The organism is Micromonospora sp. KC723 (assembly GCF_004348595.1).
Lineage (GTDB): Bacteria > Actinomycetota > Actinomycetes > Mycobacteriales > Micromonosporaceae > Micromonospora.
Window position 1 is genome coordinate 1 of record NZ_SMKD01000144.1, and the last position, 12,949, is coordinate 12,949.

13 protein-coding genes are annotated in these 12,949 nt (G+C 71.3%); 10 read left to right on the forward strand and 3 right to left on the reverse strand.

The features are described from left to right. Positions 1–20 precede the first annotated feature (20 nt). Positions 21–872 carry a menaquinone biosynthetic enzyme MqnA/MqnD family protein gene (locus E1165_RS24025; RefSeq protein WP_132394015.1) on the forward strand — a complete coding sequence of 284 codons (852 nt, stop codon included), beginning with the start codon at positions 21–23 and terminating at the stop codon, positions 870–872. A 13-nt stretch (positions 873–885) separates the two neighbouring features. Here E1165_RS24025 and E1165_RS24030 read toward each other — a convergent pair whose 3' ends face one another. Both E1165_RS24030 and E1165_RS24035 read right to left on the reverse strand, forming a co-directional pair. Next, a complete protein-coding gene (locus tag E1165_RS24030) occupies positions 886–1,818 on the reverse strand; it encodes a hypothetical protein (RefSeq protein WP_132394016.1) in 933 nt (310 codons plus the stop codon). After that, a complete protein-coding gene (locus E1165_RS24035) occupies positions 1,818–2,795 on the reverse strand; it encodes a hypothetical protein (protein ID WP_132394017.1) in 978 nt (325 codons plus the stop codon). The genes E1165_RS24030 and E1165_RS24035 overlap by 1 nt, the downstream gene beginning before the upstream one ends. A 360-nt stretch (positions 2,796–3,155) precedes the next feature. Here E1165_RS24035 and paaA point away from each other — a divergent pair, with 360 nt between their 5' ends. The 5 genes from paaA to paaE are packed head-to-tail and all read left to right on the forward strand — an operon-like array spanning position 3,156 to position 6,904. Beyond that, a complete protein-coding gene (gene paaA / locus E1165_RS24040) occupies positions 3,156–4,220 on the forward strand; it encodes a 1,2-phenylacetyl-CoA epoxidase subunit PaaA (RefSeq protein ID WP_132394018.1) in 1,065 nt (354 codons plus the stop codon). Then, positions 4,217–4,528 (forward strand): 1,2-phenylacetyl-CoA epoxidase subunit PaaB, encoded by a 312-nt coding sequence (gene paaB / locus E1165_RS24045; protein WP_132394019.1) that lies wholly within the window; start codon positions 4,217–4,219, stop codon positions 4,526–4,528. The genes paaA and paaB overlap by 4 nt, the downstream gene beginning before the upstream one ends. Before the next feature lie 20 nt (positions 4,529–4,548). Further along, positions 4,549–5,310 (forward strand): 1,2-phenylacetyl-CoA epoxidase subunit PaaC, encoded by a 762-nt coding sequence (gene paaC / locus E1165_RS24050; RefSeq protein WP_371687394.1) that lies wholly within the window; start codon positions 4,549–4,551, stop codon positions 5,308–5,310. After that, positions 5,307–5,786, forward strand: a complete 480-nt coding sequence (gene paaD / locus E1165_RS24055; RefSeq protein WP_132260998.1) for a 1,2-phenylacetyl-CoA epoxidase subunit PaaD — start codon at positions 5,307–5,309, stop codon at positions 5,784–5,786. The genes paaC and paaD overlap by 4 nt, the downstream gene beginning before the upstream one ends. Beyond that, positions 5,783–6,904: a 1,2-phenylacetyl-CoA epoxidase subunit PaaE gene (paaE, locus tag E1165_RS24060; RefSeq protein WP_132394021.1), complete on the forward strand. Its 1,122-nt coding sequence runs from the start codon at positions 5,783–5,785 to the stop codon at positions 6,902–6,904. Before paaD ends, paaE begins: the two co-directional genes overlap by 4 nt. A 27-nt stretch (positions 6,905–6,931) precedes the next feature. Here the strand turns inward: paaE and E1165_RS24065 are convergent, their stop codons facing one another. Then, a complete protein-coding gene (locus E1165_RS24065; protein ID WP_132394022.1) occupies positions 6,932–7,879 on the reverse strand; it encodes a helix-turn-helix domain-containing protein in 948 nt (315 codons plus the stop codon). Between the two features lie 101 nt (positions 7,880–7,980). Here E1165_RS24065 and E1165_RS24070 point away from each other — a divergent pair, with 101 nt between their 5' ends. The 4 genes from E1165_RS24070 (at position 7,981) to E1165_RS24085 (ending at position 12,942) form a co-directional block, all read left to right on the forward strand. Then, positions 7,981–9,024, forward strand: coding sequence for a trans-acting enoyl reductase family protein (locus tag E1165_RS24070; RefSeq protein WP_132394023.1), 1,044 nt, complete (start codon positions 7,981–7,983; stop codon positions 9,022–9,024). 265 nt (positions 9,025–9,289) lie between these two features. Next, on the forward strand, positions 9,290–10,480 hold the full coding sequence (gene mqnC / locus E1165_RS24075; protein WP_132394024.1) for a cyclic dehypoxanthinyl futalosine synthase: 1,191 nt from the start codon (positions 9,290–9,292) through the stop codon (positions 10,478–10,480). 454 nt (positions 10,481–10,934) lie between these two features. After that, on the forward strand, positions 10,935–12,152 hold the full coding sequence (locus tag E1165_RS24080) for an LPXTG cell wall anchor domain-containing protein (RefSeq protein ID WP_132394025.1): 1,218 nt from the start codon (positions 10,935–10,937) through the stop codon (positions 12,150–12,152). 79 nt (positions 12,153–12,231) lie between these two features. Beyond that, positions 12,232–12,942, forward strand: coding sequence for a demethylmenaquinone methyltransferase (locus E1165_RS24085; RefSeq protein ID WP_132394026.1), 711 nt, complete (start codon positions 12,232–12,234; stop codon positions 12,940–12,942). Positions 12,943–12,949: the final 7 nt, after the last annotated feature.

Sequence of the window (12,949 nt, forward strand, 5' to 3'; positions counted from 1 at the left end):
GCGGGGATACCGTCGGGGTCATGGCTGAGCGCGCGGCCCGCCCCCGGGTCGGACACATCCAGTTCCTCAACTGTCTGCCGATCTACTGGGGGCTGATGCGGTCCGGCGCGCTGCTCGACGTCGACCTGCACAAGGACTCGCCGGACCGGCTCAGCGCGGCGCTCGTCGCCGGTGACCTGGACATCGGGCCGATCACGCAGGTGGAGTACCTGCGGCACGCCGACGAACTGCTGTTGCTGCCGGATCTGGCGGTCGGTAGCGACGGGCCGGTGCTCTCGGTCAACGTGGTCTCCACCCGGCCCCTGGCGGAGCTGGACGGCGCCCGGGTCGCCCTCGGCTCGACCTCCCGGACGGGCGTGCTCCTGGCCCAGCTCCTGCTCGCCGAGCAGTACGGCGTCCGTCCCGACTACTTCCGCTGCCCGCCCGACCTGACGCAGATGCTGTTGGAGGCCGACGCCGCGGTGCTGATCGGCGACGTGGCGCTGCGCGCCCTGTACGAGGCGCCCCGCCGTGGACTGGAGGTCACCGACCTGGGTCAGGCCTGGCGGGACTGGACCGGCCTGCCCATGGTCTTCGCGGTCTGGGCGGTACGCCGAGACTTCGCCGCCGCCCACCCGGGAATGGTCAAGGAGGTGCACGAGGCGTTCCTGCGTTCTCGTGACCTCTGCCTCGCCGAGCTGGACCAGGTCGCCGAGGCGGCGGCCCGCTGGGAGCCGTTCGACGCCACCACCCTGGCCACGTACTTCCGCATCCTCGACTTCTCGCTCGGGAAGCGGCAGGTGGCCGGGCTGCGCGAGTTCGCCCGGCGGGCGGCGGCGGCCGGCGATACCCCGCCGCTGCCGCCGACCGGACCGGAGTTCTTCCCCGGTTGAGCGGGCCGGCCGATCAGACGTCCTTGCCGAGCACCGCCTCAGTGATCTTCTGGCAGTTCTTCATGCCGTAGTCGTAGCCCAGCCCGATGGGGTAGCGCACCATCACGCCCATCGTCCAGTCGTCGGCGATCGCCAGGCAGTTGACGTGGATCTCCTGCTCCCGGGTCCGGTCGACCCAGCCGTTCTTGATGGCGATGGTCTTGCGCTCGGCGGCCGGGAACGCCTTGCGGATGCCGAAGTCACCGGCGCCCCGGACCAGCCGCATCTCGTTGAGTAACCACGTGGTCCACTTCGGACCCGCGGCGCGCCCGTCCTTGATGCACGCGCCGAGCCGGGCGGTGTCCCGGGGAGAGAGGTTCGTCCGGCTCCAACCCTTGTCGGCCGCCGGGCTGCTGTCGGTGGTGCCGCAGATCGAGATCATGCGCTTGATGGAGGCGGACCGCCCGACGGTGTTGTAGAACTGCTCGGCCCGGGTGTTGTCGCTGTCCCGGATGATCAGCGTGGCGTCGGCGAGCTTGGCGTCGCTCGGGGTCTTCCCGTCCTCGGCCGTGGTGCGCAGGTAGTCGGCGACGATCCAGGACTTGATCAGCGAAGCGGTGGTGCTGGTCTCGGCCATGTTCTCCGAACCGGTGAACGCCCCGGTCCGGGTGTCCAGCACGCTCCAGGCGTACCAACCCCTGACGTCGAGGTCGATCTGGAGGTTCTTGAAGGGCAACGGCTCCAGCGACGGCGACGGCGACGGGACCGGCCGGCTGCTGCGATCCGACGGTTGGCCGGTGGACCGCTCCGCAGTGGACGGATCGCCCCAGCGAGCGGCTGCCGCCGAGGCCAGCGGGGAACCGGGGAGCAGTCGCAGGGACACCAGCACCAGGCCGACCAGCAGCGCGGAGAAGGCGGCCAGCCGCAACGGGGAGTCGCCGCGCCGCCCGCGCCGGTTGCCGGCCATCAGAGCTTCCCGACCGGCTGCTGCGGCACCTTGAGGGCCGCGCCGGGTTGCGGCGTGACCAACTGGGTGGCGACGCTGGCGCAGACCTTCGCACCGTACTCGAGCTTGCTCTTCTGCGGGTAGCGCAGCATCACGGCGAGGCTCCACTTGTCGGTGACGGCAAGACAGTTTACGTGCCAGTTGCCGTCGTAGTTCAATGCCGTCCAGCCGTTCTTGATGCTCACCGGCCCCTGCGCCTTGATCGCGGCGGGCAGACCGTCGACGATGCCCCACTTGCCGCCGCCCGATCGGGCCTGCTGGGCGGTGATGCCGCCACGGACCTTGGCCATCTCGCTCAGCACCCACTTGGTCCACTTCGGGCCGGCGGCCCGACCGTCGGCGATGCAGTCGCCGAGGCGGACGGCGTCGCGCGGGGACATCTGGGTGAAGCTCCACCAGCCCTCGTACCCGGTCACGTCGCCGCGCCTGGTGTCGGTCAGGCCGCAGATTCTGATGGCTCGTTGGATCACCGGGTCGGGCTGCCCGTTCCCCTCCACCCCATACGTGCCGCCCGCGGCGGCGAAGACCTTGTTCGCCCCGGTGTCGTCACTGTCCCGGATCGCGATGCTCGCCGCCTTCTTCAATCCCGCCGGCGGTTCCTTGTCGCCGAGTTGGCGCAGGTAGTCCGAGACGATCCAGACCTTGAGCATCGACTCGGTGGAGCTGGTCCGCGCCATGTTCGCCGAGCCGGAGATCTCACCGGTCTTCCGGTCCATCAGGGCCCAGCCGAAGAACTCGCCCTTGAAGTTCACCGAGACCTTGCCGGCGACCAGCGTCGGCGCCGGGGGCGCGGTGGGCTCGGGAACGGGAACCTGCTCTACTCCGCCGCCGAGGCCGCCATCGCCGTCGGACAGCCGCGCGTACGCGGCCGGAACCAGCAAACCGACGCCGAGCAGGACCGCAGCTACGGCGAGCACCATGATCACGCGAGATCGCATGAGTGGGTGAACTCCAGATGTCAGGGCCGGGGGGACCGGCTGTGCCGTCATGGGTCGGCTCGATCGCCCGGCCGGGGGATGGTGGCCGTCGTGGCGATCGTCAGCAGCCGATCGGTGTGACGGGGGAAGTCTACGTTCGGAAAGGCGACACGCCAGTTCCGACGCTTATGTAATTCCTGTGAAGGCGGGTTATAGAACCGGAATGCCTCCCTTGGGGGGATTCATCTTGAAGAAGTGGCACAAGTCATAGCCGAGTCGCTGGTCGGCGGGCTGGGCAGCGGCAGGCCGGTGACCCGAGAGAGCCTCGGAACCCTGTTACATCCTCTGGCGCCGAAGGGGTAGAGCTGTAACACTTGAGGCATGTATGGCAACGACTTCGCCGCAGCCGACCCTTCTGGCGGTGACCTGCTCGGCCAGGTCGAGGCCGCCGAGGCGGCACTGCGCGCCGCGGCGGCCCGCGGTCGCGGCGGTGCCGTGACGTCCGGCGCGGATCCCGAGGCGTACTTCGCCGACGTGATCGACGCCGACCAGAAGATCGAACCGCGCGACTGGATGCCGGAGGCGTACCGGCGGACGTTGATCCGGCAGATCGCCCAGCACGCGCACTCCGAGATCATCGGAATGCAGCCCGAGGGGAACTGGATCAGCCGTGCGCCGTCGCTGAAACGCAAGGCGATCCTGCTGGCCAAGGTGCAGGACGAGGCCGGCCACGGCCTCTACCTCTACGCCGCCGCCGAGACCCTGGGAGTCAGCCGCGACGAACTGGTCGACCTACTGATCAGCGGCCGGCAGAAGTACAGCTCGATCTTCAACTACCCGACCCTGACCTGGGCAGACGTCGGAGTCATCGGCTGGCTGGTGGACGGCGCGGCGATCGTCAACCAGGTGCCGCTGTGCCGCTGCTCCTACGGGCCGTACGCGCGGGCCATGATCCGGGTCTGCAAGGAGGAGTCGTTCCACCAGCGGCAGGGCTACGAGATCCTGCACACGCTGGCGCACGGCACCCCGGCGCAGCGGGCGATGGCGCAGGACGCGGTCGACCGCTGGTGGTACCCGTCACTGGCCATGTTCGGCCCGCCGGACGGCGACTCCACCCACTCGGCCCAGTCCATGGCCTGGAAGATCAAGCGCTTCTCCAACGACGAGCTGCGCCAGCGCTTCGTGGACATGTGCGTGCAGCAGGCCCAGACCCTCGGCCTCACCCTGCCCGACCCGGACCTGCGCTGGAACCCCGAGCGGCAGGCGTACGACTTCACCCACCCCGACTACGACGAGCTGATGCGGGTCATCTCCGGCGACGGGCCGTGCAACCGGCAACGGATGGAACACCGGCGACGCGCCCACGCCGAGGGCGCCTGGGTCCGCGAGGCCGCCGCGGCGTACGCCGCGAAGCGGGTCGGGCGAAGGGAGAAGGTGGCGGCGTGAGCGAGGGAACCGGACAGCGGGGCGGGCGGGAACCGTCGCCGCTGTGGGAGGTCTTCGTGCGGGCCCGGCGCGGGCTGTCGCACACCCACGTCGGCAGCCTGCACGCCCCCGACGCCGAGCTGGCCCTGCGCCACGCTCGGGATCTCTACACCCGCCGTCAGGAGGGGGTGTCGATCTGGGTGGTCCCGGCGGGCGCGATCACCGCGTCCAGTCCCGACGAGAAGGACGCCTTCTTCGATCCGGCCGCCGACAAGGTGTACCGCCACCCCACCTTCTACGAGGTGCCGGACGGGGTGGCCCACCTGTGAGCGCGAGGAGTGAGCCGGTTCTGCCAGCCCCGCAGTCGCGAACGAAGACCAGCCCTGTGCACGGCCCCTTCGAGTTCACCCTCCGGCTCGGCGACGACGCGCTGGTCGCGGCGCAGCGGCTCGCCGAGTGGACCTCCCGGGCGCCGGAGATGGAAGAGGACGTCGCGCTGGCCAACATCGCCCTCGACCAGCTCGGCGCAGCCCGCCTGCTGCTCACGTACGCGGGCGAACTGGAGGGCGCCGGCCGGGACGAGGACGCCCTGGCGTACCTGCGCGACGACCGGGAGTTCCGTAACTGCCTGCTGGTGGAGCTGCCCAACGGCGACTTCGCGGTCACCATGGCGAAGCTGTTCTTCCTGGCGGCGTACCAGCTTCCGCTCTACACCGCGCTGGCCGGTTGCGCCGACGAGCGGCTGGCCGCGATCGGTGCCAAGGCGCGCAAGGAGTCCGCGTACCACCTGGACCACGCCGCGCTGTGGGTGCGGCGGCTCGGTGACGGCACCGAGGAGTCGCACCGCCGGATGCAGGCCGCCGTCGACGGAACCTGGCCGTACGTCCACGAGCTGTTCGCCGCGGACCCGGCGGCACCGGTCGACCCGGCCACCCTGCGCGGCGACTTCGACACCACCGTCACGACCGTGCTCGCCGAGGCGACGTTGACCCGGCCGGAGACCGGCTGGACGCCGGCCGGCGGCCGGGACGGCGTACACACCGAACACCTGTCGTACCTGCTGGCGGAGATGCAGGTGCTGCACCGCGCCCACCCCGGAGCCCGCTGGTGAGCACGGCGAGGGACGCGGCGGCGGCGGTGGTGGACCCGGAGATCCGGGTGGTCACCATCGACGAGCTGGGCATCCTCCGGTCGGTCGACGAGGATCCGGCGACCGGCCGGGTGATCGTCACCATCACCCCCACCTACACCGGCTGCCCCGCGATGGACGTGATCCGCGCGGACATCCGCCGGGCACTGGCCGCCGCCGGTCACCCGGACGCCGAGGTACGCACGGTCCACGCCCCGGCGTGGAGCACCGACTGGATCTCCGAGCGCGGCCGGGCGAAACTGGCCGCGGCCGGCATCGCCCCACCGCCACCGGCCGCGCGCGGCCACGGCGTCGTGCCGCTGACTCTCGCCGTACGCTGCCCGCGCTGCGGCTCGCCCGAGACCGAGCAGGTCAGCCGCTTCGGCTCCACCGCCTGTAAGGCGCTGTGGCGCTGCCGCGCCTGCTCCGAACCCTTCGACCAGGTGAAGGCGCTGTGACTGTCACAATCACCCGCCCGGTCCGCCGCCGGCCGGTCTTCCACCCGCTGCGGGTCGTCGCCGTCGACCGGCTCACCGACGACGCGGTGGCGATCACCTTCGCCGTGCCGGAGGAGTTGCGGCCCACGTTCGCGTTCGCCGCCGGGCAACACCTCACCGTGCGGCGTCCGGCCGGCGCCACCGATGCCGACGGCGGGGACGTGCGCCGGTCGTACTCGATCTGCTCGACGCCCGGCGAGTTGGCCCGCCACGGACGGTTGCGGATCGGGGTGCGGGAGGTGCCCGGGGGCGCGTTCTCCGCGTACGCCTGCGGCGCCCTGCGCCACGGCGACACCGTCGACGTGCTGCCCCCGCTGGGGCACTTCACCACGGCGTTCACGCCGGAGCGGGTGCGTCGCTACGGCGCGGTGGTCGCCGGTTCCGGCATCACCCCGGTGCTCTCGCTGGTCGCGACCGCCCTGGCCGTCGAGGAGGCCAGCACCTTCACCCTGGTGTACGGCAACCGCACGGCCAACACGGTGATGTTCGCCGAGGAGTTGGCCGACCTGAAGGACCGGTACCCGACGCGGCTGCACCTGGTGCACGTGCTCTCCCGCGAGCGCGGGGAGTCGCCGCTGCTGTCCGGCCGGATCGACGCCGACCGGCTGAGTCGGCTGCTGGACAGCGTGGTGCCCGGCGACGCGATCGAGGAGTGGTTCCTCTGCGGCCCGTACGGGATGGTGCTGGACGCGAAGGCGGTGCTGGCCGGGCGTGGGGTGCCGGAGTCGGCGGTGCACACCGAGCTGTTCCACGTCGACGCGCCGCCGGAGCCGGTACGCCGCCCCGCCGGTGACCCCGGCGCGGGTACCGAGGTGACGATCGTGCTCGACGGCCGCTCGTCGCGTTTCACGATGGGGCGCGAGGAGCGGGTGCTGGACGCGGCGCTGAAGGTCCGCGGCGAGCTGCCGTACGCCTGCAAGGGCGGGGTCTGCTCGACCTGCCGGGCGAAGGTCGTCGACGGCGCGGTGGCGATGGCCCGCAACTACGCCCTGGAGCCGGACGAGGTGGCCGCCGGGTACGTGCTGACCTGCCAGGCCAGCCCGACCACCGACACCCTGACGGTCGACTACGACGCGTGACGGAGATGGGCGCCGCGGACGGCGGCGTCACGCCCGGAACGTCTGGCGGTACGCGTCCGGCGGTACGCCGACCGCACGGTGGAAGTGGCGGCGCAGGGTCGTCGCAGTGCCCATACCCGCGGCCGCGGCGATGGTGTCGATGCTGTCGCCGGTGCTCTCCAGCAGCTCCTGCGCGCGGCGGATCCGCTGGGTCAGCAGCCACTGCAGCGGGGTGGTCCCGCTGATCGCGTGGAAGTGACGGGTCAGGTGACGTGAGCTCATGTTCGCCTGACGGGCCAGGTCCTCCACCGTGAGTGGCTGGTCGAGTCGGCGCATCACCCACGGAAACAGGTCGGCCAAGGGGTGGTCGTCCTGGACGGGCACCGGCGTGGTGACGTACTGGGCCTGGCCACCAGCGCGGTGCGGCGGCACGACGAGGCGGCGGGCGACGACGTTGGCGATCGCGGGGCCGTGGTCGCGGCGGACCAGGTGCAGGCACAGGTCCATCGCCGCGGCTTTGCCGGCGGAGGTGAGCACGCTGCCGTTGTCGACGTAGAGCACGTCCGGGTCGACCTGCACCCGGGGATAGCGCGCGGCCAGTTGTTCGGTGTGCGCCCAGTGAGTGGTCGCCCGCAGCCCGTCCAGCAGGCCCGCGGCGGCGAGCACGAACACGCCGGTGCACAGAGAGACCACCCGCGCACCCGCCTCGTGGGCCGCGCGCACCGCCTCGACCACGTCGGCCGGCGGGTCCTGGTCGACATCGGCCAGGGCCGGGACGATCACGGTGCCGGCATGCGTGAGCCGGTCCAGTCCGCGGTCCGGCTCCAGCAGGAACCGGCCGACCCGGACCGCGTGGGTGCCGCAAACCGACAGGTCGTACCAGGGGCCTTTCACGGCATCGGGTGCGGAGCCGAAGACTTCGGTGGCCACGGCGAGCTCGAAGTGCAGCATCCCGTCGGTGGCGGCGAGGGCGACGGAACGCGGGCCAACAGTCATGTCGGAAACTGTACGGGACGTGTCGTTTCCGACACTGGTTCAGGTGCGGCTACCCAACCAAGATCTTCAGTAGCGCGTCACCTCGAGCACAGGAGCACGACATGACAACGGTTCGGAACGTCGCGGTCTACGGCGCGTACGGGCACACCGGGCGGTTCGTCGTCGCCGAACTGCAGGAACGCGGGCACGTTCCGCTGCTGCTCGGTCGCAACCGCGACAGGCTGCAGGCGCTGGTGCGGGACTTCCCGGGCCTGGAGGTTCGGCAGGCGTCGGTCGACGATCCGGGATCGCTCGACCGGGCGCTGGACGGCGCGGACGCGGTGATCAACTCGGCCGGGCCGTTCGCCTCGACCGCCGGCCCGATGGTCGAGGCGGCGCTGCGCGCCGGCATCCCGTACGTCGACGTGGCGGCCGAGATCGAGGCGAATGTCGACACGTTCACGCACTTCACCGACGAGGCCCGAGCCGCCGGGACCGTGGTGGTCCCGGCGATGGCCTTCTTCGGAGCACTCGGCGACCTGCTGGTCACCACCGCGATGGGTGACTGGACGACGGCGGACGAGGTGCACGTCGCCTACGGACTGAGCAGCTGGCACCCGACGGGCGGCACGCTCGCCTCCGGCGCGGTCTCGTCGCAGCGGCGCGGTGGCCGCCGGGTCCGCTTCGCCGACGGGCGGTTGCAGTATCACGACCACGCCCTGCCGACCATGGAGTGGTCTTTCCCGTCGCCGCTCGGCTCGCAGACTGTCATCGGCGAGTTCTCCATGGCCGACATCGTCACCGTCCCCAGCCATCTGGACGTGTCGGAGGTGCGCACGTACATGACCACGAACGCGGCTTCCGACCTGTTCTCCCCCGACCCGGCGGCACCGGCCGCCGTCGACGAGCGCGGCCGCTCCGCGCAGACCTTCACCGTCGACGTCCTCATCCGCTCCGCCGGCGCCGAACGCCGCATCACCGCCACCGGACAGGACATCTACGCCATCAGCGCACCGCTCGCGGTCGAGGCTGTCGAGCGCATCCTCACCGGACGGACCAAGGCGACCGGCGTCGTCTCCGCCGGCGCCGTCTTCGACGCCCCCGACTTCCTCGACGCCCTGTCCGCACACCTCGCGGTGCACACGTCGGCCGACGTTCGCAGCTGACCGGCGCCCATCAGATGCTTGATGTCCATGCGCTGACCAGGGCCGGGGTGATGACGGTGGAGGCCTGGCCGGTCAGCTCGGCGGGTCTTCGACGCCCTCGCGTGAGAGTGTGGGCCTCGTCGACGTGGACGTCCCCGGGGCCGGTGTCGTCCCGGCCACCTGGACAGATCGTGGCGCATCATCATGAAGTGCGGGTGCCGGCGGTTGGTCACAGCGGGTGGACGTCGCCGACGAGGCTCCCGGCAGGCGACGTACCCTCGGAGGCGTGACGGTGAGCCGGGAGATCGACGACATCCTGCAACGCGGCGCGGACGGTGGGCGGATCACGCCCGAGGAGGCCCTGCTGCTCTACACCGAGGCGCCGTTCCACGCCCTCGGCGAGGCGGCGGACGCGGTCCGCCGGCGGCGGTACCCGGACAACATCGTCACGTACCTGATCGACCGGAACATCAACTACACGAACGTCTGCGTGACGGCGTGCAAGTTCTGCGCGTTCTACCGGGCACCCAAGCACCGGGAGGGCTGGACCCACCCGACCGAGGAGATCCTGCGCCGGTGCGGCGAGGCGGTCGAGCTGGGCGCCACCCAGGTGATGCTCCAGGGCGGGCACCACCCGGACTACGGCGTGGAGTACTACGAGGAGTTGTTCTCCTCGGTCAAGAGGGCGTACCCCCAGCTCGCCATCCACTCGATCGGGCCGAGCGAGATCCTGCACATGGCGAAGGTCTCCGGCGTCAGCCTGGACGAGGCCATCGCCCGGATCAAGGCGGCCGGGCTGGACTCGATCGCCGGCGCCGGTGCCGAGATGCTGCCCGACCGGCCACGTAGGGCCATCGCCCCGCTCAAGGAGTCCGGGGCGCGCTGGCTGGAGGTCATGGAGCTGGCCCACCGGCAGGGCATCGAGTCGACCGCGACGATGATGATGGGCACCGGCGAGACCAACGCGGAGCGAATCGAGCACCTGCGGATGATCCGCGACGTGCAGGACCGCACCCGGGGCTTCCGGGCGTTCATCCCGTGGACGTACCAGCCGGAGAACAACCACCTCAAGGGCCGTACCCAGGCCACCACCCTGGAGTACCTGCGGCTGGTCGCGGTGGCCCGGCTCTTCTTCGAGACCGTGCCGCACCTGCAGGCGTCCTGGCTCACCACCGGTAAGGACGCCGGGCAGCTCGCGCTGCACATGGGCGTGGACGACCTGGGCTCGATCATGCTGGAGGAGAACGTCATCTCCTCGGCCGGCGCCCGGCACCGCTCCAACCTGCACGAGCTGATCGGCATGATCCGTTCGGCGGGCCGGATCCCCGCGCAGCGGGACACCCTCTACCGGCGGCTCGCCGTGCACCGGACGCCGGCCGACGACCCGACCGACGAGCGGGTGGTCTCGCACTTCTCCTCGATCGCCATGCCGGGCGGCGGCGCCGGCCGGACCCTGCCACTGGTCGAGGCTTCCTGACCGGCCGAATGGTCCGGTGGTCGTCGCCGGGACGGCATTCGTGGTCACCGTTCGGACGACGAACCTGGCCGATGCTCCACGGCGGGAGTCGCCGATCCGATAATCCCGGATGACGATCCCGCATCGGTTCCGCCGCCGCGCGGCGCGGGGGTGGCGGCGTCGTGTCCGGGGCCGCTAACGTGCGGCGCGCACACGTTCCCGTGCAGCTTGGGGCGGGTGTGGCGGGGCCGGTTGGCCCGCCCCGAGGCGTGTCCTCCATCGGCCCATGAGGGCCGTTCACATATATGCACGGCAGTGGGGGCGGGATGGTTCACCATCCCGCCCCCACTGTTTCCTCCGTACGGTCAGTGATCACCGCGAATCGCGTTGCGTAGCTGGCCAACCGAGGCTGATCTCCGATACCGTCCGCACGGTTCGTACACCAATCCACCTGTCCCTAACCCCCGGGGGATCGATGACTCAGCTTTACCGCTCGGCCCTGGCGCGGGTCGGCGCCGTGGCCCTGCTCGCCGCGGGTGGCCTCGCCGGCGTCGCCGCCCCGGCGCACGCCGCCGACGGGGCGGACCTCGAACTGATCCCGCTCAGCTACCAGCTGGCCACGGGCGTCGAGGAGGCCAAGGCCAAGCCGTTCAAGTTCCAGGTCGACAACACCAGGGGCACGATCGACGCCAAGGGCGTCCGGGTCGAGGTCGAGACCAAGGGCTTGAAGGACCGCAAGGTGGGCGTGGTGATCCCGGACGGCTGCGAGGAAGACGGCACCCGCTTCACCTGCCTCCTCGGCGACCTGCCCGCCGGCACCACCGAGGACTTCGGCATCCCGCTCTTCTCCACCGGTGGCCGGGGCGCCGCCGGCACGCTGGTGGTGACGATCAGCGCGGCCACCGCCGACCCCGACCTGGAGAACAACACCGTCGAGCACGACATCACCGTCGCCAAGCGCGGGTACGACCTCACCACCTGGGTGCAGGACGTGTACGCCGACGTCGAGGTCGACGGCGACGAGGCCGACGAGGCGAACCTCAAGCCGGTTCGGCCCGGCCAGACGGCCCCGCTCGACTGGGCGGTCTACAACGACGGCAGCCGTAGGGCCACCGGCCTGGTCTACGGCATCACCCTGCCCGCGAATGTCACCTTCGCCGAGCTCCCCGAGGGTTGTGTCGAGCAGAAGCTGGGCGGCTTCGCCCAGGCGTACTGCGAGGACAGCGGGGTGGTGTTGCGGCCCGGCGAGTTCTACACCGCCGACGTGCGGGTGAAGGTGGCGGCGGGGGTCACCGAGAAGGTGCTCCGTCCCGGCTTCGTCTTCGCCGCCGGGCTGGACGGCGTCGAGGGTGAGCCGGAGGAGGAGCCGGAGGTCGCCAGCCCGGCGCAGCGCAAGGCGTTCGCCGAGACCGACGACGGTGACAACACCGCCCAGTTCGACGTCTTCGTCGACCTGAGCCCGGCGCCGAGCCCGTCCGGGGAGCCGACCCCGACCGCGACGCCGAGCGGGCAGCCGACCGCGAGCCCGAGCCCGGGTGGCGGTGGCGGAGGGCTGCCGGTGACCGGTGTGCAGGCCGGCCTGATCGGTGGCATCGGTGCCGCGGTGCTGCTCGCCGGTGGCGCGCTGCTGGTGCTCGCCCGTCGTCGCAAGGTCGTGCTGGTGACGCCGGGCGACGAGAAGTCCGAGGACTGACCGGGTACGACGCACCGAAGGGCGGGGTGGGCGACCACCCCGCCCTTTCGCGTGTCAACGCGGCTGGCAGAGTGGAGGGGTGAGCCGTACCCCGCAGGGCCAGCGCGCCAGCCTGGACAAGCAGCCGCACGAGGTCGCCGCGATGTTCGACGGCGTGGCGGCCCGCTACGACCTGACCAACACGGTGCTCTCCTTCGGACAGGACCGGTCCTGGCGGCGGGCGACCCGGGCGGCACTGGACCTGAGCCCGGGTGAGCGGGTGCTCGACGTGGGCGCCGGGACCGGCGTCTCGACCGAGGAACTCGCCCAGTCCGGGGCGTACGCGGTCGGCGCGGACCTGTCGCTCGGCATGCTGTACGCCGGAAAGCGGACCCGGCCCGGCGTGCCGCTGCTGGCCGGCGACGCGCTGCGGCTGCCGTTCGCCGACGCCAGCTTCGACGCGGTGACCATCTCCTTCGCGCTGCGCAACGTCAACGACACCGACGCGGCGTTGCGGGAGTTGGCCCGGGTGACGAAGCCGGGCGGCCGGCTGGTGGTCTGCGAGTTCAGCACCCCGGTCAACCCGGCGTTCCGCACGGCCTACCTGTCGTACCTGATGCGCTCGTTGCCGGCGGTGGCGCGTGCCGTGTCCAGCAACCCGGACGCGTACGTCTATCTTGCCGAGTCGATCCGGGCCTGGCCGGACCAGCCGGCTCTCGGGGCGCGGATCGGCGCGGCGGGGTGGTCGAGGGTCGCTTGGCGTAACCTGACCGGCGGGGTGGTGGCGCTGCACCGTGCGGTCCGCGCCTGATCGGGGC